Below are 22,428 nucleotides of genomic sequence, written 5' to 3' on the forward strand. Positions count from 1 at the left end.
CCTCTCTGTGTTTGCCCGCTTCCCGGGCTTTGTCAGGCTGTCGGGCGTTTGGCCTCTTGCTTCCGGCCATGGAGGCCGATCGGCGGACCGCCGGCATGGCTTAGGAATGTCTGGATCTCGTGGTCGGTCGGCGCTGATGAACCACCGTGGCGGGTGACGGAAATGGCCGCCGCCGCATTGGCGTAGCGCGCTGCTTCAAAAGGCGGCGCGCCGCGCGCCAGCGCACTGACGAAAGCGCCGATATGGGTGTCGCCGGCGCCATTGGTGTCGATGGCGTCGACCTTGAAGCCGGCACTCGTTTGCGCCGAGCCATCGGCCAGCCGTATGTGGCAGCCTTTCGCTCCGGCGCGAATAACGACGCCGACGGCCTTCGGGGAGTGGTCGCTAAGAAGCCGTGACGCGAGTGTCTCGACGTCGCCCGGACCGGCAATCGCGGCCGCTTCCATCCTGTTGCAGCTCAACCAGGTGGTGCGGGCGAGTATCCGAGGCAGGATAGGGCGGGGAATGTCGACGACGACAGGTGTCGGGTCGAGGACAAGCGGTGTGTCGGCCGGAAGTGCCTCGATCCAGTCGACAAGCGAGTCTCGGCTTCCCGGATAGCTAAGCGTATAGCCGGAGGTGAACACCCAATCCCCCGGCGCGACCGAGACGGGCGCCATCATGTCAAGGCTGAGCAAGCTCTCCGCACCAGGCCACGAGACGAAGGTGCGCTCGGCATCGCTGCTGATCATGGCGACGCAATTGCCGCTGTCCATGACGGGCGATGGCGTCGTCAGTGTCTCGATCCCCTCACTGGCTAAGGCCGTGCGCAGGAAGTCGCCATTGGGTCCGCTGCCGAGCTGGCCGCCGAACACCACCTTCATGCCGGTGCGGCTGGCCGCGACCATCATGTTGAAGCCGCCGCCGGCGACTTGCGTGTAGCTCGACGCCGTCTTCTCCGTACCCGGCGCCGGCAAGGCGTCGATGCGGTAGACATAGTCGACCACCGCGCTGCCGACATGGACGAGACGCCCACTCATATCGCCGCATCCTTGCCGGGACCCGTCCTGTCGGCACGGCGCTTGGATATACGGGCCGCAACAAGGTCGGCGGTGAGCGCGCCAACCGCCGCTATGTCGATGCCCTTGAGGTCTGCAATGCGGTTCTGAGGCAGTCGGGAAAAGCCGGTGCAGGCGCCGGCCATGCCGGTCGCGATGGCGCCGATCGTATCGGTGTCGCCACCGAGATTGGCACTAATCACCGCCGCTTGCCAGGGATCACCGCCGGCGATTTCCAGCACCGCGAATGCAGCCGGAATGGACTCCTGACTGGCGACGCCGGTGCCGACCAGATCGGTGATCAGCCGGATCGCGTCCTTCGTCGCCTTGCCGCGCACAAGCTCCTGCGCCCACCCAATGCGCGCGGCAATGTCACCGCCGGTCACCCAATGGCCGAGCGTTGCTCCGCCCCTCGCCGCGGCGATGGCGCTGTCGGAAGCGGCGCGCCAGTCGCCGCCGGCGACGCCGCGGCTGACGGCCGCCGCAACGGCGGCTGCGGCCGCAATGGCAATCGAGGTGTTGTGCGTGGCCCGGCAGGTCTCGGCAACTTTGGCGACCAGCGCGTCCAGCGGCTCTGGCGGCATCATGATGCCGACCGGCGCAATGCGCATGGCCGCACCATTTGTGTCGCCGCTGCGCCCCGCTTCCTCGGCCGGCACGCCATTGTTGATGGCGTCGATGGCGCGTTTGGTCGATGGTCCCAGCAGATCGTAGCTGCCGCGCGCTTTGACGTCGCGCTCCCAGTCGAGCAGCGCGTTGACCCACCGCGTATGATCGAAGCGGTTACCGGATTCGACCAGGATACGGCCAAGCAGAAGCGCCTGTTCGGTGTCGTCGGTGATCGTTCCAGCGGGAAGCCCCTTCGACACCGGATGGTCGGCCAAAGGAGCAATGAAGCCCTCTACATGGGCGTAGAGTTCGGCAATCCGGGCCGGCGACAAAAGCTGCGTCGGCATGCCCAGCGCATCCCCCAGTGCCCCGCCGACAAGCGCCCCCATGGCCCGATCAGTCATATTCCCGGTGTTGTCGTCCGGCATCACTCAGAACCTCATATGCAGCGCAAAATGCGCCGGGTTGAGCAGGCTGGTCACATATTCGATCGGCCGGTCATCGGCGGCGCGGGTCAACCGGCGACCGCGAAGGAACGGCGTGCCTTGCGGGCAACCGAGGATTGCAGAGTCCTCGGCGTTGAGCATTTCGATGCCGACCCATTCCTCGCCATGGTCGGGAATGAGGCCCGCGCCGCGCAGCGTCTGGTGCAGCGAGCCTTCGCGCAGGCCGCGCAACGGCACGTCCTCCAGTTCCGGCGACAATGGCAGGCGGCTGCGCTCGATGGAGATGGCGTGGCCGTCGCTGGCATTGGTGCGCACCCGGTCGACAGCGATGAAAAACGGGTTTTCTATACCAAGCAGTGCGGCAAGACCGGGGTCCTCGATCACCTCGAGCCGCAGCGTCCGCGTCTCGGCGTTGGCGCCGGCGTTGGCGAGCGCCCGCGACCAACCGATGGAGTCATCAACGGGCTTGCCATCGAAGGTGACGAAAGAGCCGATGCCGACTTTGGTCGTGATCAGCCCGCGGTTGGACAGTTCCTCGAGGCCTTTGCGGACGGTGTTGCGGCTGACGGAGAAACGCTGGACGAGCTTGTTCTCGCTTTGCAGCCGGTCGCCGAAGCCGAGAACACCGGAGCGGATTTCATGTTCGAGAACGGTGGCGATCTGTTCGGGCTTGCCCGTGCCGGGAGACAGTTGAACCGAGCGCCGCTTCATATGGGTACCTGTTCAGTGAGCCTGTATAATCCTGTTCATATCACGGCAGGCTTGTCAACGAGTGCCGCATGGAGCAGTTCGTGATCCCGAGTCCGGTTCAACAGGACGGCATAAGGAGCGTCAGCCTAGCGCCGCCGCAGCCGAGACGCGGGATCGACCGCTCCCGTCGAGGGGCGTCGTTTAGCAGGAGCTCGCGACCAAGGTGAATTCCAGGATCGCAGTCGGATGTGGGGAAAGGATGCCACACAACGCACTAGATACGGCGCACGACGGCCGCCTCGCCATCGTTGATCTCGCGGTCGCCGCCTGGCGAGGCCGTCAAACTACTCCTGTCGAGTGAGGTGAATTACGAAGGGAAATTACCAGCCCGGACCCGCGAGAGGCAGGCGTGTCTTTCGAGAGTTGGAAAATCTTACAAGTTTCGTCGGTCTGCTGCATTCTTCTTAAACATGGCCAAGACAAGCCGCTTGCCTTCGCGCACACTGTCTTCGAGCGGCTTCGCCTTCGCCAGATGCGCCGCAATCGCGCTAGCCAGCATGCAACCCGTCCCGCGCATTGATGCGACAAGACGAGGTGCGTCGAAGCGGATTGGTTCTTGATCCGAACGCAACAGAATATCGGTTGATCGAGGTCCTGATGCGTGGCCCCCTTTGATCAGCAGGCCCGGCACGCCGGCTGCCAGCAATTTCCGTCCCAGTCTCACCGCGTCGCTCTCGTCGGCTGGCGGTTCCGCACCAACAAGGAGCGCCAGCTCGAGGAGATTGGGGGTCACAAGGCAGCAAAGCGGCATCAGATCGCGCCTCATGGCAGCGATGGCACCTGCTTCCAGAAGCCCCCGGCCGGAGCTCGAGGCCAGCACCGGATCGAGCACTGCCGGCACCTGCGGATTTTCGCGCAGCACGCCGGCAATGGCAACGACGATCTCAGCCGTTGCGAGCATGCCGATCTTAATTGCCGCCACCTTGTTGGCCTGCAGCGCGGCGCACATCTGATCGGCCACAAGATCGGGCTGCGAAGGATGGATTTCCATCACGGCTTCGTGCGTCTGCACCGTCAGCGCTGTGACAGCCAGGCAGGTGCGCACGCCAATGGAAGAGATCGTCTCGATATCACGTGCAATTCCAGCCCCACCGCTGGAGTCTGATCCGCCGACCACGAGCACATGCGGTTCTCGCCTCAGCGCCATGGCTTTGTCTTTTCGATCCATTCTCGCGTGCGCGCTTCGGGATCGGCATTCAACGTGATGTCGGTGACCACCGCCGCGCTGTCCGCACCAGCCTCGAAGACACCGTCGAGCCGGTCGGGGTTGAGGCCGCCGATGGAGACCAATGGGATCGGCGCCACCCGATACTTCCACTCGCTCATCCGCTCGAGCCCTTGCGGCGCCCATTTCATCTGCTTCAGGATGGTGGGATAGATGGGGCCGAGCGCGATATAGTCGGGCTCGGCAGCGATCGCCGTTTCCAGTTCGAGATGATCGTGCGTGCTGAGCCCGAGCTTCAATCCGGCGTACTTAATCGCCAGCAGGTCGGCCGCGGCCAAATCCTCTTGGCCGAGATGGACGAAGTCGCAGCCTTCCTCAATGGCGAGCCGCCAATAGTCGTTGACGATCAGTTGGCAACCATGGACCGCGCAGACGTCGTTCGCGCGGCGGATTTCCGTCCGCAGCGTGGTCTCGTCCCTATCCTTGATGCGCAACTGAACCAGCTTGACGCCAAGTGGCACCAGCCGTTCGATCCAGGCGGCGCTGTCGACGATCAGGTAGAAGGGATCGAGCTTCATGAGAAAACCGCCCTGCCGAATGTTGGTGTCGATGGCACCGCGACGTCGCGGGGTTCGAGCATCCCTGAGCTGAAAGCTTCTCGACCGGCCTCGACCGCCTTGCCGAACGCACACGCCATGCCGACCGGATCGGCCGCCTTGGCGACCGCTGTGTTCAGGAGCACGGCATCAAAGCCGAACTCCATGACTGTTGCCGCGTGCGATGGCCGTCCGAGACCAGCATCCACGATCAGCGGGACATCAGGGAAATGTCCGCGCATCGAGCGCAGCGCCATGATGTTGACCGGCCCGAGGGCGGAACCGATCGGTGCGCACCAGGGCATCAAGACCTTGCAGCCCGCCGCAAGCAGCCGCTCGGCGACGACAAGGTCGTCGGTAGTATACGGGAACACCGCAAAACCGTCCTCGCACAGGATGCGGGCGGCTTCGAGCAGACCGAACACGTCCGGCTGCAGCGTGTCGTGATTGCCGATCACTTCGAGCTTGATCCAGGGCGTGCCGAAGACTTCGCGCGCCATTTGTGCGGTCGTGACCGCTTCCTTGACGGAGTGGCAGCCAGCAGTGTTGGGCAGGATTCTGACACCAAGCGAGCGGATCAACGACCAGAATTTTTCGCCAGCCCTGCCGCCTGCCATTTCACGGCGCAACGAGACGGTCACCACCGAGGTGCCCGATGCCCTGACTGCATCGGCAAGGATGGCCGGCGAAGGATATTGAGCCGTGCCGAGAAGCAGGCGGGAGGGAAGCGTCGTCCCGAGAAGATCGAACATGCTAGCCTCCCTGCATGGGCGAGAGGATTTCGATCCGGTCGCCGTCGTTCAATTGGAATTCCGCCCGGCTGGCTTTGTGCACGAGGTCGTTGTTGACGGCGGTCGCGAGCCAATCGCCCTCATAGTCAAGCGCGGCAAGCAGCTCGGCCAGCGTGGTGGCGGCAACCTCATGCACTTTGCCGTTGACCATCAGTTTCATGAGCAAGCTCCTTGGTTCTGTCTTGATTGAAAACCAGGTCGGCAGCCTGGCGCGCCATGGCGGGGGCGAGAAGAAAACCGTGACGATAGAGCCCATTGATCGCGATGATCTCACCGTTCGTTTCGACGCGCGGCAAATTGTCGGGAAAGGCTGGACGGACGCCGACACCGGCTTCAACGATCTCGGCCTCGCCAAAGGCCGGATGAAGGGCATAGGCGGCACCCAGAAGCTCCATCATCGAACGCGCCGTGACTGGTCGGGCGGACTGGCTTTCAATCATCGTCGCGCCGATCATGAAACGGTGGTCGGTGCGCGGCACTGCATAGAGTGGAAAGCGCGGATGCAGCATCCTGACGGGGCGCGACAGCGAGAAGTCTGGCGTGTTTAGGATCAGCATTTCGCCGCGAACGCCGCGAAGCCTGTCATCGACGGCGGCCATCCCCGGGCAGTCGATCTGACGATCGAAACCGGAAACATGCCGGGCGTCGGTGCCGAAGTGGAATTTGACACCCATGGCTGCGAGCTTGTCATGAAGTGCTGCCATCGCCTGGCGCGGGTCGAGATGAGCCTCATCTGGGAAGAGCAGTCCGCGCCGGAAGCGGCCGGCGAGGTCGGGTTCCAGGAGCGCAATTTCGTCTTCATCGACACGCCGATGGCCCGACGTGCGGCTGGCGAAGCGGTCGAGCTCGCCGGCATCACGCGGGGGGGCCACGACAAGTGTTCCGCCCCGTGTCACCTGACCCGGCAGCACCGCATCCCACCAGTCGGCAGCGTCACGTCCAAGGTCCAGCACCGGCTGCTCGGCGCTTTCACGCTCGCACCATGGCGCCAGCATGCCGCCGGCGAACCACGACGCATTGCCTCCAAGGCCATGCCGGATCTCGGCGACAGTGACCGTCGCGCCGCGGGCGGCGAGTTCGAAGGCGGCGGTGAGGCCGGCGACGCCGGCCCCCTTTATCAGCACCTTCATGATGGCTTACCTGGCTGAGGCGTGAGCGGTGCGCCGGTCTCGTCCGCTGGCACGTAGAGATCGCCGCCCTCGCGGTATTTCGCCGCCATCGCCGCCATGCCCTCTTTCTGTGCCTCGGCGCGGATGTCGTGAGAGATGCGCATCGAGCAGAATTTCGGTCCGCACATCGAGCAGAAATGCGCCAGCTTGTGCGCCTCCTTGGGCAAGGTCTGGTCGTGGAAGGACCGTGCGGTTTCGGGGTCGAGCGACAGGTTGAACTGGTCCTCCCAGCGGAACTCGAAGCGCGCGCGGGAAAGGGCGTCATCCCTGACTTTCGCCGCCGGGTGGCCCTTCGCCAGGTCGGCCGCGTGCGCTGCGATCTTGTAGGTGATCACGCCGGTCTTGACGTCATCGCGGTCGGGAAGGCCGAGATGCTCCTTGGGCGTGACGTAGCAGAGCATGGCCGTTCCGAACCAGCCGATCATCGCCGCGCCGATGCCGGAAGTGATGTGGTCGTAGCCCGGCGCGATGTCGGTCGTCAGCGGTCCAAGCGTATAGAACGGCGCCTCGCCACAGACGGCGAGCTGCTTGTCCATGTTCGCCTTGATCTTGTGCATCGGCACGTGGCCGGGCCCCTCGATCATCACCTGGCAATCTTTCGCCCAGGCGATCTGCGTCAGCTCGCCGAGCGTTTCCAGCTCGGCGAATTGCGCCGCGTCGTTGGCATCGGCAATCGAGCCGGGACGAAGGCCGTCGCCGAGCGAAAAGGACACATCATAGGCGCGGCAGATGTCGCAGATTTCAGCGAAATGCTCGTAGAGGAAGCTCTCCCGGTGATGGTGCAGGCACCATTTGGCCATGATGGAGCCGCCGCGCGAGACGATACCCGTGACCCGGTCAACGGTCAGCGGGATGTAGTGCAGCCGCACGCCGGCATGGATGGTGAAATAGTCGACGCCCTGTTCGGCCTGTTCGATCAGCGTGTCGCGGTAAACCTCCCAGGTAAGATCCTCGGCAATGCCGCCGACTTTCTCGAGCGCCTGGTAAAGCGGCACCGTGCCGATCGGCACCGGCGAGTTGCGGACGATCCATTCGCGGATGTTGTGGATGTTGCGGCCGGTCGACAGATCCATCACCGTGTCGGCGCCCCAGCGGATCGCCCACACCATCTTTTCGACCTCTTCAGCCATCGACGATGTGACGGCGGAGTTACCGATATTGGCGTTGATCTTGACCAGGAAATTGCGACCGATAATCATCGGTTCGCTCTCGGGATGATTAATGTTGGCGGGAATGATCGCGCGTCCGCGCGCCACCTCGTGGCGGACGAATTCAGGCGTGACGAAGTCGGGGATCGCCGCGCCGAAGGCCTCGCCGTCGCGCTCAAGCTTGCCGTGCAGGATCTCGCGACCAAGGTTCTCGCGGATGGCGACGAACTCCATTTCGGGCGTGATGATGCCAGCGCGCGCATAGGCAAGCTGTGTCACCGCCTTGCCGGTCTGGGCCCGGAGTGGCCGGTTGCGGACTGGAAATTCCGGTGTTAGGCGCTCGCCCGCCGCAAACCCATTGTCTTCTGGCCGGACGTGGCGGCCGTCATAGGCTTCGACATCGCCGCGCGCGGTGACCCATTCATGGCGAAGCCGTGCAAGGCCGTTTTCGATGCTGGTTTCGACAGTCGGGTCGGTATAGGGGCCGGACGGATCGTAAGCGGTCACCGGCGGCTCGCCTGCCGTCGGATGGACGGAGATTTCGCGCATCGGCACCCTGAGCTGCGGGTGGATGGTACCGGATTTGTGGATTTTGCGTGAGGCAGGCAGCGGTCCCGTCGAGACGGCGGGGGTGAGGGCATTCATCTTGAGGCTCCTTTGCTCGTTGCATTGGAGACCCAGTTCTGTGCCGGAAGGATGAAAAGACGCTTCTAGCGACCTGCTGAAACAGGACCTCGGGCGTAAACTCCCGCAAAGCGCTTGCACCGTCCCTACGCCAGTATGAACTGGATCAGGTTCAACGGGTCACTGCGCCGCCAATGCCAGCAGTATCTCAGCCCCTTGCCGGGACTCCCCTGGTGAATGCGTGAGGTTGGACGGGACGGCTCCGGTTTGTCAAGCGCGTTCTGGCCGCGGCTGATCGGCGGCCGGTCAGACCGTGCGGAAAAAATCGTGCATGTCTCGGCGACAAGTCAAGCGTCGGAGATGAAGGCAGGGACAAGGGAATCGCAAACCGTCGGACTAAAAATCAATCCTGATGATCACACCTTCAATGGGCACCCAAGGTTTGCGCGTAGATCGCCTCGATTCTTCCTGCCTCGTCACTGGTCAGCGCGGCGAATTCCTTTTCGCGCGCGCGGTTCGATAGATGTCCATCATTCTGGTGAAGAAAACGGAAGAGCAGATCGGTCAACCGCTCGGGCATGTCGATAAAGGCGTCCACCTGCTGCCGGAACTGATCGTAGCGCTGCAGAAATGCGGTTTCCTCGGGAAGGTCCCGTTCGATCGTCCGCTGAACGCAAGCATAGAGGAATTCGGCGTGCGGGGTTGCATCGAAGAACCGGTAGAAATCACCGGTGTCATTCAGCACCCGGACGTTGAATTGCGGCGTCGGTTCCCATTCCACCAACGGCAGCAGGCGCTGCGAATAGCTCTCGAGCACGCCCCTGTACTCGTTGATCTGGTCCAGGATCGCGGCCGAGACGGGAAAGACCACTCCCGGCGGATTGAAGCCGCGCATGGCAAGAACGTGGTGGATTAGGTAGCGGTGAATGCGGCCGTTTCCGTCCTCGAACGGGTGAATGTAGACAAAGCCGAAGGCGAGGATTGCGGCGGCTACGACTGCATCAAGCTTTTGCGCGGGGCCCTGATCGAACGCTGCCATTCCATCGATTAGCCGCGGCAGGTCCTCGGGCCGAGCGCCGATGTGATCGGGCAAGGGCGTGCCGTTGTCTCGGTCATGCTCGCCGACGAAACCTCCTTCTTTTCGGAAGCCAAGTCTTACGAAACGGGCGTCGCCAAGTACAATTCTTTGCAGACGCAGCAGCTCATCGCGATCGATCGGCCAGCGGCCGGCTTCGCCGATGGCGCGGCCCCAGCGCTGGATGCGATCTTGCGGCGGGTGCTCGCCCTCGATCGCATAGCTTGATCGCGAGTCTTTGAGCAAAAGAAAGGCGGCGGTCCGAGCAAGGAGGTCGCGCGGCACGTCCGCTACGATTGCCTCCGCGCGCCGCGGTAGTTCAAGGCCGATGAATTTTTCGAGAATCTTGGTGCGGAACACCAGAGGGCAGAACTCACGCGTGCCGGGGAGATTGTCCCTTACGCGGTAGCGCGAAGCGGTCTTGTCGGGTCCGGGCCACTGCAGCTCGGGATCGACAACCGGAATGTATCGTCCGGCCTCCGCGGCCGGCAGATCGATACGCGCGCCCCTCAGCCATTCATATAAAAACCAGATGCGGCGGGCATAACTGCCGGTCGGGCTTTCACGGACCAGCGCCTCGATCGGCGCGGGACCGGTCACTTGGAACAGCCGCTTGAGGACGGCAAGGTCCAGTCCCTCGTACTTGAGCGCAAAGGTCAGGTGGCCTTCGAGGGTAGGATTTGGGGCATGGCGGGGGGTCATGATCCGCCAGCCATCCCGTTCGGTAATGCGATGATGCTCGCCAGTGGCGAACAACCTACGGGGCAAGGGCACGGCGAGCCTGTAGGCTCCGATCAGGGCGCTGTACCCGGCCGGGGTCGCCGTTTCAGGAAGGCGGATTTCCTGAAAAACGGTAACAGGACCTGAAAATTGGTGCTGTTGCACCGCAGGCATGAAAAGCGAATCCTTCCATCGAATTTTGGTTTAATCGGCCAAATCCTATGAAAAATGATCCTATTCCATGAAAATTGATGCCACAAGACAAATTTTCCGAAAATCGATTCTAAAACGGTGCTGAAGTCGATCAAGCAAGAACTCCGCCACCGGCTCAAGGAAGCGACTTCAGACAAAAAGGTGAGTCCAGGAACCGCCATTCGTCCGTCTCTTAGTCACGAGGCCGGCACGGATGGCCCGCCTTACGTCGAGCCGGATTGCTCCCACTCGGCTCGTGAGGACATCGAAGCGGCGTTGGTAAAATTCATGGACGCCTTCAACAGCGGAAACGCAGCAGCGGTAGGTCAAATGTATACCGACGATGCCGCCCTGCTGCTACCCGACGGCAAACGCGTCGATGACCGCAAGGGCGTGGAAGAATTCTGGCAGGGCGCAATCAAGGCCGGGGTGAAGAATCTCACCCTGAAGGCGCTGGAAGTGGAAGGGAGCGGGAATCTCGCCTACGAAGTTGGCGCATTTACGCTCGGTGTGCCGAGCAAAGGCGGCGCCCTCTCCACCGTCGCGGGCAAGTATCTCGTCGTCTGGAAAAAGGGCGACGACGGGACATGGCGCCTGCATCGGGACATCTGGAACTTAGGTGCGGCCGAATAGGGATAGATATCCAGGCCCTCATCGACCGTCTTGCGAAGGGTAGGGCGGCTGTAGTGACCGGGATCTGGTGCTCTATTGCCAGCGCTGTCGAGTGGCAGGACGATGGGGACCGGCTAACCGCGCGGTATAGCTTCGGTCTGGCGCGCTTTCCAATGGATTTGCCGCCAATTTGGCGGATCGCTGATCAGTCGCGGTGATTGCGACCACGTCACCAATTCCAATTCCCCGCTTCATGAAACGAGTCTGGAGCGTGCACGGCCTTAAGCAAGGGATTGCTAATGTGCGAGACAGCACGCTTCGCTCTAGCGGGTATGGCCCAGCGGCTTGGTTGAGGGGGGACTAGCAGCTAGAGGCCGCTGGGCCTTGACCAGCAGCATGCTTAAGAGGAGGCGCTGGCTGGCTGGCCAAAAACTTGCGCTCAAGGCAACGCAAAAGCATCATTCGAACGGACACTGCCCGCCAGAAGCTTATTCCAGCCGATAGAGCCACCATGGAATGCAAGCCCAGCAAACCGGATTCACCAAACATCGCATCGGGAACCTGCGCTTGCCCGTCCATGGCCGCGCCAGTCCTCCGGCATTCAGCATTGCGACGCGGAGCAGCCAGCCGACCCATTATAGACCGCGACGGACGGTGATTAGGGCCAGCGCGGCGATAGGCAGCGAGCGTAACCATTGGCGTAAGTGGAGTGTTTCACGATCTCAATTGGTTGGCTCCGCCAGGTTTCCAGCTGGCTGCCACCGGGCACGTGCCAGCTGGAGTAAACAATGAAATATTCGAAACCGGCTTTTTGGGCGGGAGCCGCGCTAGCTGCCTGCCTTTTGCCGAAACCGGCTTGGCCGAGCCAGTTCGGCTGCGCATATTGCAATGAGGGGTGAGAAACCTGGCATTCGACGGGAGCAGTGCAGTAACATGTGCGAAGCCTAGTCGAGTCTGCAAGCGGCAATCATTCGTCGTGAGTCGACGCTAGTGTGTGCGTTTCGCAGCACTCCGGCTGGCTATCTCGCGTAAGACCGCATGAAGAAGCGTTCCAATTTCCTGTTCGGCGCGCCCGGGTGCAATTCCTGATTCGGACAACTGAACGAGAATTGTCTTGGCGGTGCTGCGCCAGAACGCATTCGCCTCCTCCCCGTTCTTGGATTCCAGCACGCGGGCAACTCCCTCGACCAACTTCCGCCGCCGATACAGCGGAAACGCCCTTATGTTTGACACCGATCACCTCACCCATTCAGTCTCGCGATTAAGCATTGGCGGGTTAGAAAATCTGGTTAACGGCGTATTCTTTTTGGTAGTAGTAAGAGTTCTGTGCGGGCGGTGAACGGTGCCGCGATTAGCCAATGAGCGCGATGGCTTGGGCGCAAACTGTCGGGCAGGAATGGGTAAGAGCGGACATTGGCCGATCTCCGCTCTTCAGGGCCGGAAAAATCTCGACAATGCTCCCAATCGATTCCAGATCGAAGACGACGTCGTCAGAGCCGGTGTCATTGGCTGGCGTTCCGGAATAGCCGATGTCGTCACAATAGGATTTGATCGTCGCTGCTGCGCGACGGCATTCCGGAAGTCGACTGGCTCGTCGCCACCATGACCTTGACCGCACCAGTCGGCCCGATCACGACGTCACCGGCGCGGCCTTGTCGCTGATCGTGGTTCTGAACGGCCTGCCGCGGATGGCGCCGTTCAGCCCGGTCTCCCGCAATCGTTCAATGGTACAGCGGGCCACATCGAAGCCTTCGCGCTTCAATTGCCGCCACACCTTGCGCACGCCATAGACGGCGAAGTTCTCTGCAAACACTCTTGTGATCTCCGGCTTCAGAGCTAAATCCCGTTTCGCCCGCAATGACAGGCGGGAAGGATCGTGGTTTGTGCCGCACGCGCGTGATAGGTGGACGGGGCAATCGGCAGAACCCTGCAGATTGGCTCGATCCCGTAGTCGCCACGATGATCATCAATGAAGGCGATCATTTTGAACGGGCGGTCGAGCTCCCCCTTGGCAAAATAAGCGGCTGCTTTCCGCAGGATCTCATTGGCGTGCCGAAGCTCCCGGTTCTCCCGCTCCAGAGCCTTCATCCGCGCCGTCATCTCGGTGGGGAACCCCTGCACGTTGGCCGCTGTCCACCTCCATCCGCTTCAGCCAGCCATCCAGTGCGGCTGGCGTGAGATAACGAGCCGGCACGTTTCACTCAGAACCCCGGCCCCGGCCGGGGTTTTTCATTTGCCCGGGTGATGCTAGGCTTGATAGTCTCTCTTCCGCATTTGCTTCGGGGGATGCCATGCGCACGATCGTTTTGCTGTGCAGTGCCGTGCTTTTCTCGCTCGCCCACATCCCGGCCCGCGCCGAGGAACCTTCGGTCGAACGCGGCCTCTACGTCTCGATTACCGGCGGCTGCCACGACTGTCACACCATGGGTTATCGGGAAAGCGGCGGGAAGATCGACCCGGAGAAGGCGCTCAAGGGCAGCAACATCGGTTTCCAGGGTCCATGGGGGACGAGCTATCCGGCCAACCTGCGGCTCATGGTGGCAGACGACGGCGAAGATGAGTTCGTGCGCATTGCCCGCTTTTTCGACGCAGCGCCGCCAATGCCCTGGTACAATCTCCGCAAGATGGACGAAACCGACGTGCGCTCGCTCTACCGCTATATCCGGTCGCTTGGCCCCGCCGGAGCGGCAGCACCGCAGCTGGTTGCGCCCGGCGAAAAGGTGATGACGCCCTTCATCGTGCTGGAGCCGCCGCAGATGCCGCCGCCCTGCAGTCGCGATCTCGATTGCGGCATAGGTGAAATCTGCGGCACAGCGGAACCGCGGATGTGCGTTAAGCGGTAGGCCTCAGAACAGCCGTCTGGCTCCGGTCGGGGTTTTTATTTGTCGCCATGGTGATATGTTGCCCGCATGGCGAAGTTTCGCAGGTTCTGGAGGCCAGGGGAAGGGGGAGAGGCAAAGATAGCCCCGGCCATAATTGCTCCCATCATGACCGAAATTGCTGCGGCAATGGACGTCCAATTTGCCCACACCGCGTCGGCTTTTAGTGTTTGACCGTGCCTTCAACTCTGCTGTCATACACGGATATCGCCACTCTCACGCTGCTGACGACACCATGCTTGGACCAATGGGCACCTTCCGGTTGCGTTTCGAACGCTTCGGCGCCCCATGTTTTGAGGCACAGCGCTGCCATGGAGCTGCTGCAGGCGGGCGTCGATTGTTCGGTCCCGCTCGACGGTGTTACTGTCAATCTCGATGCGACCGTCGTCGAGGAAGCGCGAGAGGCCTTCCCAGCGCGTGAGAGTGTAGCGGATCGTCTCGGCGAGCTTTGTCTTGTGGCTGATCAGGTCGAGCTTCTCGCGCAGCCAAGGTTCGAGATCGGCGACAATAGCGCGGCTCCTTTCCTGGCGACGCACGGCGTTCGTCTGCCGACCTCGTCACTCCAAACCTGGTCGAAAACGCGTTGGCGAAGCTCTGGATCGGACGGGTATAAACCGGCCTGTTGAAAGGGATTTTTGGAACCCCCATGCTTCAGAAAGGCCGTCACTGGTGATCAAAATTAGCGCCCGTCGGGATGAACGAGTGAACGGTATGTAAAAGGAGGACATTTGCAATGATTGTCCGCCCCAACCGGCTACGAAAATTGTCCCCAACTGGCGGTTGGTAGACGCCAAGCAGCCGCGCACGTATCGTTTGTTACGATCGGGCCGCACCGGGCACAGCCCACCCCAGCGCCCACGCCCGTGCTCGGCGCAACGCTCGATCGACCCGTCGTGCTGTAGAGTGCGGCGGGTTTTTCAATGCCGATCGCGCAGCTCTTCACTGCCTTGGTGAGGGTCAGACGGTCGTTGCCGTTCTTTTTGATCAGCTTGCTGACCTGGCTCGGCCACACGCCATTTTCCCGCGCGAAATGTTCCACCTCATAACGCGCATCGACCGACAGGCGGCCTCGGTCGAACAAGTGAACAAGTCTCGATTGCTTTTGTTCTCGTCCATTTCCGTTCCCCCTCACTCGACATCCGACGCAGCTGGGAAATGAGGATCCGTCCGCCTATCGAGGAATGGCGGGCGGATCCTATCAGCGCAGGAAGGGACTTTTCTGCGCAGATACAAATTCGGGGCTGTTGGAGCGTCATTTCTGGCTAGCGAGCATCAGCTGGCAACCATTCCTATCACCAAGAAGGTGATGGAGACGGCGAAAACCGGTGCAAGCAGCCAGCGAGCTTGGTGGACACTGTTCTCCATAGGCTCCTCCGTTGAGCGACGCCGAGTACGAACAGACACAGTTCCGGGTGGCTGCATGTGCGGGGCTATTGCGCACTGCAGCGAAGACTTTGGTCCTACGCACGGCTAGACCGAAGGCTCAGTGAGGAACGTCTGCACAAGCTTCATGTTTGGGGGAGCTTTGGCGCAAAGTTTCGCGTCCAGTGCAAGAGAGCTCACAAGGAGATAGCTATGAGAATGCGTCTTTCCACCGCAGCCGCGGGATTTCTGCTGCTGGCTGGTGTCGGTGCTGCCGCCGCTCAGGACGTGGTGATCGACCCGGAACAGGAGACGGTGATTAAGGAATATGTGAAAAAGCAGCCACTCGCTTCGGTGAAAATTCCTGGAGTGGAGCTCAATATCGGCTCAACCCTGCCCGACACAGTCGAGCTTCATGAGGTCCCGAACGTCAAATACCGCTACGTCGTCGTCGACAATCGGACCGTTGTCGTTGATCCAGGCACACGCAAGATCGTCAAAGTCATCCAGTGACCTGAACGATTTGGGGAGGAGAAGCCCGCCGTTACCAAGTTAGGCGGCGCGGGGACGAAGCGTGTTTGATAGGCTGTCGGGCGGCAATCGATCTATAGATCTGCCAGCACCAGGCCTTGGGCAACGCTTGATCAACCCGCCGTGCTGATGGGCACGGCGGGTTTTTCCAGATGAAGGCGGGTTAGAACACGTTGTTAATTTATGATAGCTTTGCCGCGGGAGGCGATCAAATCATGGACAAAAGGGTCGAGGGAGACTCGGAGGAACTGGCGCGGGGCGAATTCGAGCTCAGAGCCGAACGGTATGGCGTGAACGCCTTCATTCTCGTTGTCGAACTTTTAAACCTGCTGGAAAAGCGCGGAACCATCAGCAGCGACGACGTCGCGAAAATGGCCGATGCCGCAGCACTGGCTGTTGCCGCATCCAGTCAACCTGACATGAGCAGCATTAATCTCTTGCAGGCCATCGCTGCCGCGCGCCAGTCCAAATAACGGCTGTCGAGAGCGTTTTTCAACTATTCCAAGTCCATGTCCAAACGGGGTTGCGAGGAGGTCCTATCGATTGCGCACTAAGCGTCCTTGCTGGCCGCGCCCCCATGATCTCGTCGGCGCTGCGAGCATCGAGCACGGGCAGGGCGGCCCAGCGCCGGCGGCTGGCAGCTAGGTCTTCCAGCATTGCCGGCTTGCGAGCGTCGGATCCGAATCGACGTAGGCGCTCCTCCAGCGCGCGCTGCGAAGCGGAGCTAAACCCAACGCACGGATTCGTTCCCGATAACGTCGCGCTTTGGCGCGGTTGCGGCAGTCTCCATTGAGAACCAGCGACGGTCCTGCAGCCGGCTTTCGTCGACAAATAGCCACCGCAGCCGCGATCATCTTGCAATTTGCGGATCTTATGCGCGGCTGCACGTGATCAGGTCGTCGGCAGACAGTGCGATCGGGCACAAGAGATCGAGCGGCTCTGGGCCGGACGTTCCATGTGCCAGGTGTCGGACCCCTTTCCCATTCGAGGCGCAAGTGGGATAGTTGTGCAGATCTGCGATTTAGTTGGTCTCCTTCACGACCACCAGAATGAGAACAGTCACGATTGTTCCATGGTGGCGCAATGGCAACGACCCGACTCTGATCTCTCTGCCCAAGTGAAATACTTTCCAAAGAAGGTCCCCGACCGAATTCTGTAAGTCTTTCTATCTCACAGTACGTCCTGCCGCTTTTGACAACTCCTTCCCCTTGCATATCTCGACACTCGGTCTTTCTTCGTTGTTCGGGTTATTCAGATCGGAGAAACGACAAGTGCCGGCATCCAAGATTTTGTGGGGACAGGTCCTCACCACCCTTGGGTTCGTCCTCGTGACAACATGGGCAGCGACACAATGGACGGCATGGCGGCTCGGCTTTCAGAGCCAACTCGGTCCGTCCTGGTTCGAACTGGCGGGACAGCCCATTTATCCCCCGCCGGCATTCTTCTGGTGGTGGTTTTTCTATGACGCCTACGCGCCGAAGGTCTTTGTTGAGGGCGCGGCGATTGCGGCAAGCGGCAGCCTGATGGCGATCGCCACCGCGATCGGGATGTCGGTATGGCGCGCGCGCGAGGCAAAGGACTCCGCGACCTATGGCTCGGCACGCTGGGCGACGCGAGACGAAATCAGAGCCGCAGGCATAATCGGTCATGATGGCGTGGTGCTCGGCAAGCTCGACCACGACTATCTACGCCATGACGGTCCCGAACACGTGCTGTGTTTTGCGCCGACCCGAAGCGGCAAGGGTGTTGGCCTGGTCGTGCCGTCGCTGATGACCTGGCCGGGTTCGGCAATTGTCCACGACATCAAAGGCGAAAACTGGGAACTGACGGCCGGATGGCGCACACATTTCGGCCGGGTGCTTCTGTTCGATCCGACCAATGCCGCATCCGCGGCCTATAACCCTCTGCTGGAGGTGCGACGAGGCGAGCGGGAAGTTCGAGATGTGCAGAACGTGGCAGATGTCCTGGTCGACCCGGAAGGCACATTGGAACGCCGCAACCACTGGGAGAAGACCAGCCATGCGCTGCTGGTCGGCGCCATACTGCATGTGCTCTATGCGGAGAAAGACAAGACCCTTGCCGGCGTGGCGAACTTCCTCTCCGATCCACAGATGCCAATCGAGACGACGTTGCGCGCCATGATGCTGACCCGGCATTTGGGCGATGCCGGCCCGCACCCGGTCGTCGCGTCGGCTGCCCGAGAACTGCTCAACAAATCCGAAAACGAGCGCTCCGGCGTGCTCTCGACGGCCATGAGTTTTCTGGGCCTCTACCGCGATCCGGTTGTGGCCAAGGTGACGTCATGTTGCCACTGGCGGATCGCCGACCTTGTCGAGGAGAAACGGCCGACGACCCTCTATTTGGTCGTGCCGCCATCGGATATCAGCCGCACAAAGCCGCTAATCCGCCTCGTGCTTAACCAGATCGGCCGCCGACTGACGGAAGATCTCCATGCGAAGGATCATCGACAGCGTCTGTTGATGATGCTCGACGAGTTCCCGGCGCTCGGCCGGCTTGATTTCTTCGAAAGCGCGCTGGCCTTCATGGCCGGCTATGGCATCAAGTCGTTCCTGATCGCACAATCACTCAATCAGATCGAGAAGGCCTACGGACCGAACAATTCCATCCTTGACAATTGTCACGTACGGGTAAGCTTCGCCACCAATGACGAGCGGACAGCCAAGCGCGTCTCAGACTCTTTGGGGACCGCGACCGAGTTGCGCGCCATGAAAAACTATGCCGGCCACAGATTGTCGCCCTGGCTCGGGCATCTGATGGTGTCGCGGCAGGAAACGGCGCGCGCTCTGATGACGCCGGGCGAGATCATGCAGCTGCCGCCCACCGACGCAATCGTCATGATCTCGGGCCAGTTCCCAATCCGAGCGAAGAAGGCACGCTACTTCGCCGATCAGCGGCTTGCCGAGCGTGTCCTGCCGCCACCGAAAGCCGGAGAGAGCTTGAAAGCCGAACGCTCTGACGACTGGACCGGAACGACGGTTCTCATGAAGCAGGAGGGCAATTCTCAAGAAGCGAGGTCCGTCACGGATCAGCAGGACGACGATCCGGCCAATGGCGGCATCCGCCGCCAGCCCGAGCTTCCCGAACACGAGGACATCGCACCGGAGCGAACAACACAGCGCGACGATGAGTTCGATCTTGACCGGGACGAGCCCGACGATGACGCCATGCGCCGTCGTGGTGTCGATCAGGCTATGAGGCGCGCAGCACGTCAGGCCGCTCTTGACCCCAGTGATGGCATGGAGCTTTGAGCCCATGAAGAACGCGAAGAAAAAACGTCTGTCTGCCTATCTTGATCCTGACGTGATGAACGGACTGGCCGATTACGCTGGGCGGCGCGAGGTCTCGCTGTCACTGGTCGCCGAGGCTGCGCTCGCATCGTTTCTGTCGCCGGATGCCGAAGAGCGGAAGCAAGCGGCGATAACTCGCCGCCTCGACCAGATCGATCGACGCGTGCAGCGTGTCGAGCGTGACGTCGGAATTGCTATTGAGACGCTAGCATTGTTCGTCCGGTTTTGGCTCAACTCGACCCCAGCCTTGCCGGAATCCGCTCAGGCCGAAGCCCGCGCGAAGGGTTTGCAGCGTTATGACAATTTCGTCGATGCGCTCGGTCGCCGGCTCAGCAAAGGACCAAGGCTGAGGCAAGAAATAGCCGACGATGTCCCGCCAGCGCCGCCAGCGACTGGATGAGCTGCCGGCAAGACAGGCGCTTCAACAGCCCAACCCCAGTGCCCGATTTCGGAGCTATTTTGCGCAGCTGATGCCCATCAGATCACCGTTCATCGGAGCGTCGGGCCTCGGCAAGGGTTATTGCCAGCGAAACCGGACATCGGGCCACAATCGATGCCCAGGGCTTCTTCTTAGGCGCAGTAACTTTGAAACAAATCCTGTCGGCAGGCGTTCCAGCATGGCGGGCGGCGTTGCCGGAGGACCCAATGCCCGACGAATACAATGACATCGTCATCCCCCAAGACCACGATGCATCGCCACTTCGGGAGGAGGAGTATTTCGTCGTCTGCCCGGCGTGCGGTCAGGCGTTCGACATCAGGTGTATGGCAGAGGCGCTTCATCACAACGAGCTGGGCCACGAGCCCTGCGACCTTGACTCATAGTCGGCAGTTACCGACGACCCTCGACGAACGTCGAGCCTGGTCGAGACCCACACCGAGGGTAAGTTCTCGCTCATCTGGCCCGGCGTTGCCGTCTGATCGGCTTACAACGAATCCCCGTCGCAAGGGCGGAGCTTCGCCGGCACGCTATATCGTGACAGATACCTTGCGGCCTTTCAGCGACGACTTGATTGCCGTTGCGGTTGTTGTCGATGCGGTCGCGGCCGTCACCGACCGGGTTGTTAACCCAGGGGAGGGCGCTTACTCCACCGCAACCATGTCGCCCAGTTCCGTCGCGACGCTCCGAAGCAGACCTATTGCCGGCATCGGGGCCCGGGACGAACATGTGATCTCCATAATGGGTACGAGCCGGAGCCCATCGCGATTGAAACTGCTGACCGGCGATCAGGCGCTCGTTGCAGAGAAAGGTTACGATCGATCGCGATGCCCGCGCTGCCTTCACCCGAATGTGCTGGGCGTCTCCTTCCACAGCGCACACGTGCGACACGTCCTGGACGGGCGCGCCGCCTGTTGCCGAGAGCGACGATCGCGAATCCGAACGCTGGACGGCAGGTGAGGCGCGGTTGCGACTTGCTTCACCAGTAATCCGAAGACGCCAGGGACGCACTACGCTGGACGCGTGCCCTAGCTGTCGAGCTCCCATTTATCCGTTCGTCCGCTCCATATCCGGCTGGACCGCGCCGCACCCTTGGGCTGTTCAAAGGCGTTGGCACCTTCCCTACGCCGACACCGGCCGTTGTATCGCCGGAGCGTCAACCCGCTGAAGTCCGGCGGTGCTTTCTCAGCCGAGTGATCGCCGACTTGTCGACCGTGATCACCCCGCCGCAGTCAATCCGCACAGTGAGTTTGTTCGCCCCGCGATCGATGCGGGTGACGTCCCCAACAAGAACCACTCGGTCTCCGGCCCGGACTTTGGGTGGCGGATCAATCGTATAAGGATGGTCATACGAGGGAATGCTCACCCTGGCGCGGCCGCTGGGGAGAATCGTGATGACAGTACCTGCTAGTGAGACCTCATCGCCAACTTCAAATTCGCGAGGCATGTTAACGTGCAGCATGGTCTTCCTCCCGATGCTTTCCCTAATTGACGCTTTGCTAAATTAATGCCCGGCCAACCAGGTTGGTTGCTTGCAATCGACTTCGTACGGTTCCGCACAATTCCAAGCTGGTATGCACTCCCAGTTGGCCTCGGATCGGCCTTGTGTGCGTCAAATTCTGCAGAAATGGCTTTACATTCAGCGATGACCTTGGCGCGCCCAGGCCCGTTTAGCGGAGCGGCGAACTTCCTCTCGGTCGGCGATGGCCATGAACGCGGAGCGTGGAGCGAAAATGGATCCTTCGCCTTCGGGTACTTCGTCCGGTAAATTCGAAGAACGCCGACGCTGGCTTCAGCTGCCACGCGGGTTATTGGAGCCAGATCATTGATGCGGGTGTCGCGCGCCTACGGCAGGTCAAGTTCGGTTTCATGCGTCCCGATCTTCAAGGCCAGCGACGCCATCATCCGGCAATGTTCAGCCAGCTCATATGTTGTTCGCAATTGCTGCACATGGAAGGTTCCGATCGGTTGACATTTCAACACTAGAGCAACCGGACAGACGCTGGAAGCGGCCCAAGCCTTGCCCTTCTTCGGGCCAGGCTTCGAGCTTTTTGGCGAGCTATCCTGAGTTCGGGCAGCGGTGGTTGCCACCAGCCTCGTTGCCGTTCCGCTAACTCGGCAGCACGCCGAGCGGGCCATGTTCTAATCAATTCAGCCAACGTCGCCGGACGCCATCTGCCCCAGACATGGTCGACGTTCGCCTCGATCAAATGCGGATAGAACGCTGCTAACTCCGAGGCGTCGACGAGTTCACCCGAAATCTCGGTGAAGACCACGATGCCGTATTGCTCCGTCGCCACGGCACGGCCAAGCCGGGGTAAATCGTCAGGGGGCAGTGGATAGCGACGTCGCCTGCGTTCGGCATACCGCAATCTAGCGGCTTTATATTCCTCGGAGTCTTTGGATGCTTCCCGTCGCCGTTTCCGCTCCTCCGGTTCTGCGCGGCCTGCGGCCCTTTCGATGCTTGGCCAATGGCGCCTCAACTCCTCGTATGAGCGGAAAGGCACCCTCCAGGCCCGCAGTTCGTCGTCCCAGCTCGCCCATGGAACGGCTCGCAATTCCTCAAGAACCGTCCGCGAATATGGCGTGCGGATTCGTAGGTCGTCCGCGACTTCCAGATACCGGCTCGACAGGGGATCGAAGGCGAAGGCATCCCGTCCCTTGCTGTCATCATGTGCTACTCGTAGATCCGCCTCTTGCGCCTGCCAGCGCAGGATGCGCCGCGCGGCAGTCTTTCCCGGCACGAACCAGCTTTTGCGCTCGTAACTCCACCTGGCGCGCGGAAATGCCTGTCGAAACCGCTCAACCGCCGCGCGATCGTACGGAAAGCGCGCTTCGGCTCCAGGAGCTGGCTGCGGTGCAGCAGGGGCGTCGGATTTTTCCATCAGATTGCGAAGCACAGCACTGCTCGCAAACAACGCGGTGCAGTTCATTTGGGTCCAAGAGCACCAGAACGTATGGTCAGAGCCGCTAGGGGC

The 22,428-nt window shown here is 61.3% G+C and carries 22 protein-coding genes, 2 pseudogenes, 1 riboswitch and 1 other annotated feature; of the genes and pseudogenes, 7 read left to right on the top strand and 17 right to left on the bottom strand.

Translation table 11 applies throughout. The annotated features are described in order from the left end of the window. Positions 1-32 precede the first annotated feature (32 nt). The 10 genes from NKJ23_RS04035 to NKJ23_RS04080 all read right to left on the bottom strand — a co-directional run bounded on the left by NKJ23_RS04035 (position 33) and on the right by NKJ23_RS04080 (position 10,304). On the bottom strand, positions 33-1,019 hold the full coding sequence (locus NKJ23_RS04035; protein WP_352635145.1) for a PfkB family carbohydrate kinase: 987 nt from the start codon (positions 1,017-1,019) through the stop codon (positions 33-35). Further along, positions 1,016-2,050, bottom strand: a complete 1,035-nt coding sequence (locus tag NKJ23_RS04040; protein ID WP_352678371.1) for an ADP-ribosylglycohydrolase family protein — start codon at positions 2,048-2,050, stop codon at positions 1,016-1,018. The genes NKJ23_RS04035 and NKJ23_RS04040 overlap by 4 nt, the downstream gene beginning before the upstream one ends. Positions 2,051-2,077: 27 nt before the next feature. Further along, complete coding sequence (locus tag NKJ23_RS04045) at positions 2,078-2,803, bottom strand: GntR family transcriptional regulator (protein ID WP_023679209.1); 726 nt, start codon at positions 2,801-2,803, stop codon at positions 2,078-2,080. Between the two features lie 412 nt (positions 2,804-3,215). Then, positions 3,216-3,989 (bottom strand): hydroxymethylpyrimidine/phosphomethylpyrimidine kinase, encoded by a 774-nt coding sequence (locus NKJ23_RS04050; RefSeq protein WP_023679208.1) that lies wholly within the window; start codon positions 3,987-3,989, stop codon positions 3,216-3,218. Beyond that, positions 3,980-4,585 (bottom strand): thiamine phosphate synthase, encoded by a 606-nt coding sequence (locus NKJ23_RS04055; RefSeq protein WP_023679207.1) that lies wholly within the window; start codon positions 4,583-4,585, stop codon positions 3,980-3,982. Before NKJ23_RS04055 ends, NKJ23_RS04050 begins: the two co-directional genes overlap by 10 nt. Further along, positions 4,582-5,355 carry a thiazole synthase gene (locus tag NKJ23_RS04060; protein WP_023679206.1) on the bottom strand — a complete coding sequence of 258 codons (774 nt, stop codon included), beginning with the start codon at positions 5,353-5,355 and terminating at the stop codon, positions 4,582-4,584. Before NKJ23_RS04060 ends, NKJ23_RS04055 begins: the two co-directional genes overlap by 4 nt. 1 nt (position 5,356) lies before the next feature. Beyond that, positions 5,357-5,554 carry a sulfur carrier protein ThiS gene (thiS, locus tag NKJ23_RS04065; RefSeq protein ID WP_023679205.1) on the bottom strand — a complete coding sequence of 66 codons (198 nt, stop codon included), beginning with the start codon at positions 5,552-5,554 and terminating at the stop codon, positions 5,357-5,359. Further along, positions 5,523-6,524: a glycine oxidase ThiO gene (thiO, locus tag NKJ23_RS04070; RefSeq protein WP_352678374.1), complete on the bottom strand. Its 1,002-nt coding sequence runs from the start codon at positions 6,522-6,524 to the stop codon at positions 5,523-5,525. The genes thiS and thiO overlap by 32 nt, the downstream gene beginning before the upstream one ends. Further along, positions 6,521-8,356, bottom strand: coding sequence for a phosphomethylpyrimidine synthase ThiC (gene thiC, locus NKJ23_RS04075; RefSeq protein ID WP_023679203.1), 1,836 nt, complete (start codon positions 8,354-8,356; stop codon positions 6,521-6,523). Before thiC ends, thiO begins: the two co-directional genes overlap by 4 nt. A gap of 104 nt (positions 8,357-8,460) precedes the next feature. After that, positions 8,461-8,577: riboswitch (TPP riboswitch) on the bottom strand. 182 nt (positions 8,578-8,759) lie between these two features. Then, positions 8,760-10,304 carry a Fic family protein gene (locus NKJ23_RS04080; protein WP_352678377.1) on the bottom strand — a complete coding sequence of 515 codons (1,545 nt, stop codon included), beginning with the start codon at positions 10,302-10,304 and terminating at the stop codon, positions 8,760-8,762. A gap of 117 nt (positions 10,305-10,421) precedes the next feature. On the opposite strand from NKJ23_RS04080, the gene NKJ23_RS04085 reads away from it, so the two are divergent. Then, positions 10,422-10,955, top strand: a complete 534-nt coding sequence (locus NKJ23_RS04085) for a YybH family protein (protein WP_352678380.1) — start codon at positions 10,422-10,424, stop codon at positions 10,953-10,955. A gap of 966 nt (positions 10,956-11,921) precedes the next feature. Here NKJ23_RS04085 and NKJ23_RS04090 read toward each other — a convergent pair. Then, entirely contained in the window at positions 11,922-12,167 is a 246-nt protein-coding gene (locus NKJ23_RS04090; protein ID WP_084641544.1) for a DUF6074 family protein, read from the bottom strand. A gap of 409 nt (positions 12,168-12,576) precedes the next feature. Next, positions 12,577-13,110 (bottom strand): annotated as a pseudogene (locus tag NKJ23_RS04095) (IS3 family transposase); the annotation flags it as partial. After that, positions 12,843-12,957, bottom strand: a sequence feature (AL1L pseudoknot). Its footprint overlaps the pseudogene before it by 115 nt. Positions 13,111-13,225: 115 nt before the next feature. Here NKJ23_RS04095 and NKJ23_RS04100 point away from each other — a divergent pair. Beyond that, a complete protein-coding gene (locus NKJ23_RS04100; protein WP_352678382.1) occupies positions 13,226-13,777 on the top strand; it encodes a hypothetical protein in 552 nt (183 codons plus the stop codon). A 383-nt stretch (positions 13,778-14,160) separates the two neighbouring features. Here NKJ23_RS04100 and NKJ23_RS04105 read toward each other — a convergent pair. Both NKJ23_RS04105 and NKJ23_RS04110 read right to left on the bottom strand, forming a co-directional pair. After that, a pseudogene (locus NKJ23_RS04105) lies at positions 14,161-14,368 on the bottom strand (IS66 family transposase); the annotation flags it as partial. 199 nt (positions 14,369-14,567) lie between these two features. Further along, on the bottom strand, positions 14,568-14,894 hold the full coding sequence (locus NKJ23_RS04110; RefSeq protein ID WP_352635126.1) for a hypothetical protein: 327 nt from the start codon (positions 14,892-14,894) through the stop codon (positions 14,568-14,570). Positions 14,895-15,388: 494 nt separating this feature from the next. On the opposite strand from NKJ23_RS04110, the gene NKJ23_RS04115 reads away from it, so the two are divergent. Beyond that, the gene (locus tag NKJ23_RS04115) at positions 15,389-15,688 is read left to right on the top strand and encodes a DUF1236 domain-containing protein (protein WP_023679192.1); all 300 of its coding nucleotides are present in this window, start codon (positions 15,389-15,391) and stop codon (positions 15,686-15,688) included. A gap of 233 nt (positions 15,689-15,921) precedes the next feature. Further along, positions 15,922-16,179, top strand: a complete 258-nt coding sequence (locus tag NKJ23_RS04120; RefSeq protein WP_352452180.1) for a hypothetical protein — start codon at positions 15,922-15,924, stop codon at positions 16,177-16,179. A gap of 19 nt (positions 16,180-16,198) precedes the next feature. On the opposite strand, the gene NKJ23_RS04125 is transcribed toward NKJ23_RS04120, so the two are convergent. After that, a complete protein-coding gene (locus NKJ23_RS04125; protein WP_502902174.1) occupies positions 16,199-16,489 on the bottom strand; it encodes a type II toxin-antitoxin system VapB family antitoxin in 291 nt (96 codons plus the stop codon). Positions 16,490-16,977: 488 nt separating this feature from the next. On the opposite strand from NKJ23_RS04125, the gene NKJ23_RS04130 reads away from it, so the two are divergent. The 3 genes from NKJ23_RS04130 to NKJ23_RS04140 all read left to right on the top strand — a co-directional run bounded on the left by NKJ23_RS04130 (position 16,978) and on the right by NKJ23_RS04140 (position 19,836). Further along, complete coding sequence (locus NKJ23_RS04130; RefSeq protein WP_352678384.1) at positions 16,978-18,975, top strand: conjugal transfer protein TraG; 1,998 nt, start codon at positions 16,978-16,980, stop codon at positions 18,973-18,975. Positions 18,976-18,979: 4 nt separating this feature from the next. After that, positions 18,980-19,414 (top strand): CopG family transcriptional regulator, encoded by a 435-nt coding sequence (locus NKJ23_RS04135; protein WP_352572211.1) that lies wholly within the window; start codon positions 18,980-18,982, stop codon positions 19,412-19,414. Positions 19,415-19,659: 245 nt separating this feature from the next. Beyond that, a complete protein-coding gene (locus NKJ23_RS04140; protein ID WP_352635435.1) occupies positions 19,660-19,836 on the top strand; it encodes a hypothetical protein in 177 nt (58 codons plus the stop codon). A gap of 770 nt (positions 19,837-20,606) precedes the next feature. Here NKJ23_RS04140 and NKJ23_RS04145 read toward each other — a convergent pair. Together NKJ23_RS04145 and NKJ23_RS04150 are read right to left on the bottom strand one after the other, a co-directional pair. Further along, the gene (locus NKJ23_RS04145) at positions 20,607-20,912 is read right to left on the bottom strand and encodes a hypothetical protein (RefSeq protein ID WP_352635113.1); all 306 of its coding nucleotides are present in this window, start codon (positions 20,910-20,912) and stop codon (positions 20,607-20,609) included. Positions 20,913-21,432: 520 nt separating this feature from the next. Then, entirely contained in the window at positions 21,433-22,335 is a 903-nt protein-coding gene (locus tag NKJ23_RS04150; protein ID WP_352678719.1) for a hypothetical protein, read from the bottom strand. Positions 22,336-22,428 lie beyond the last annotated feature (93 nt).

Source organism: Mesorhizobium sp. M0184, assembly GCF_040322215.1.
GTDB lineage: Bacteria > Pseudomonadota > Alphaproteobacteria > Rhizobiales > Rhizobiaceae > Mesorhizobium.

Coding starts and splice junctions, on each gene's coding strand:
- NKJ23_RS04035 (WP_352635145.1), bottom strand. CDS start 1,019: ATGAGTGGGCGTCTCGTCCATGTCGGCAGCGCGGTGGTCGACTATGTC.
- NKJ23_RS04040 (WP_352678371.1), bottom strand. CDS start 2,050: ATGACTGATCGGGCCATGGGGGCGCTTGTCGGCGGGGCACTGGGGGAT.
- NKJ23_RS04045 (WP_023679209.1), bottom strand. CDS start 2,803: ATGAAGCGGCGCTCGGTTCAACTGTCTCCCGGCACGGGCAAGCCCGAA.
- NKJ23_RS04050 (WP_023679208.1), bottom strand. CDS start 3,989: ATGGCGCTGAGGCGAGAACCGCATGTGCTCGTGGTCGGCGGATCAGAC.
- NKJ23_RS04055 (WP_023679207.1), bottom strand. CDS start 4,585: ATGAAGCTCGATCCCTTCTACCTGATCGTCGACAGCGCCGCCTGGATC.
- NKJ23_RS04060 (WP_023679206.1), bottom strand. CDS start 5,355: ATGTTCGATCTTCTCGGGACGACGCTTCCCTCCCGCCTGCTTCTCGGC.
- thiS (WP_023679205.1), bottom strand. CDS start 5,554: ATGAAACTGATGGTCAACGGCAAAGTGCATGAGGTTGCCGCCACCACG.
- thiO (WP_352678374.1), bottom strand. CDS start 6,524: ATGAAGGTGCTGATAAAGGGGGCCGGCGTCGCCGGCCTCACCGCCGCC.
- thiC (WP_023679203.1), bottom strand. CDS start 8,356: ATGAATGCCCTCACCCCCGCCGTCTCGACGGGACCGCTGCCTGCCTCA.
- NKJ23_RS04080 (WP_352678377.1), bottom strand. CDS start 10,304: ATGCCTGCGGTGCAACAGCACCAATTTTCAGGTCCTGTTACCGTTTTT.
- NKJ23_RS04100 (WP_352678382.1), top strand. CDS start 13,226: ATGCGCACGATCGTTTTGCTGTGCAGTGCCGTGCTTTTCTCGCTCGCC.
- NKJ23_RS04115 (WP_023679192.1), top strand. CDS start 15,389: ATGAGAATGCGTCTTTCCACCGCAGCCGCGGGATTTCTGCTGCTGGCT.
- NKJ23_RS04120 (WP_352452180.1), top strand. CDS start 15,922: ATGGACAAAAGGGTCGAGGGAGACTCGGAGGAACTGGCGCGGGGCGAA.
- NKJ23_RS04135 (WP_352572211.1), top strand. CDS start 18,980: ATGAAGAACGCGAAGAAAAAACGTCTGTCTGCCTATCTTGATCCTGAC.
- NKJ23_RS04140 (WP_352635435.1), top strand. CDS start 19,660: ATGCCCGACGAATACAATGACATCGTCATCCCCCAAGACCACGATGCA.
- NKJ23_RS04145 (WP_352635113.1), bottom strand. CDS start 20,912: ATGCTGCACGTTAACATGCCTCGCGAATTTGAAGTTGGCGATGAGGTC.
- NKJ23_RS04150 (WP_352678719.1), bottom strand. CDS start 22,335: ATGGAAAAATCCGACGCCCCTGCTGCACCGCAGCCAGCTCCTGGAGCC.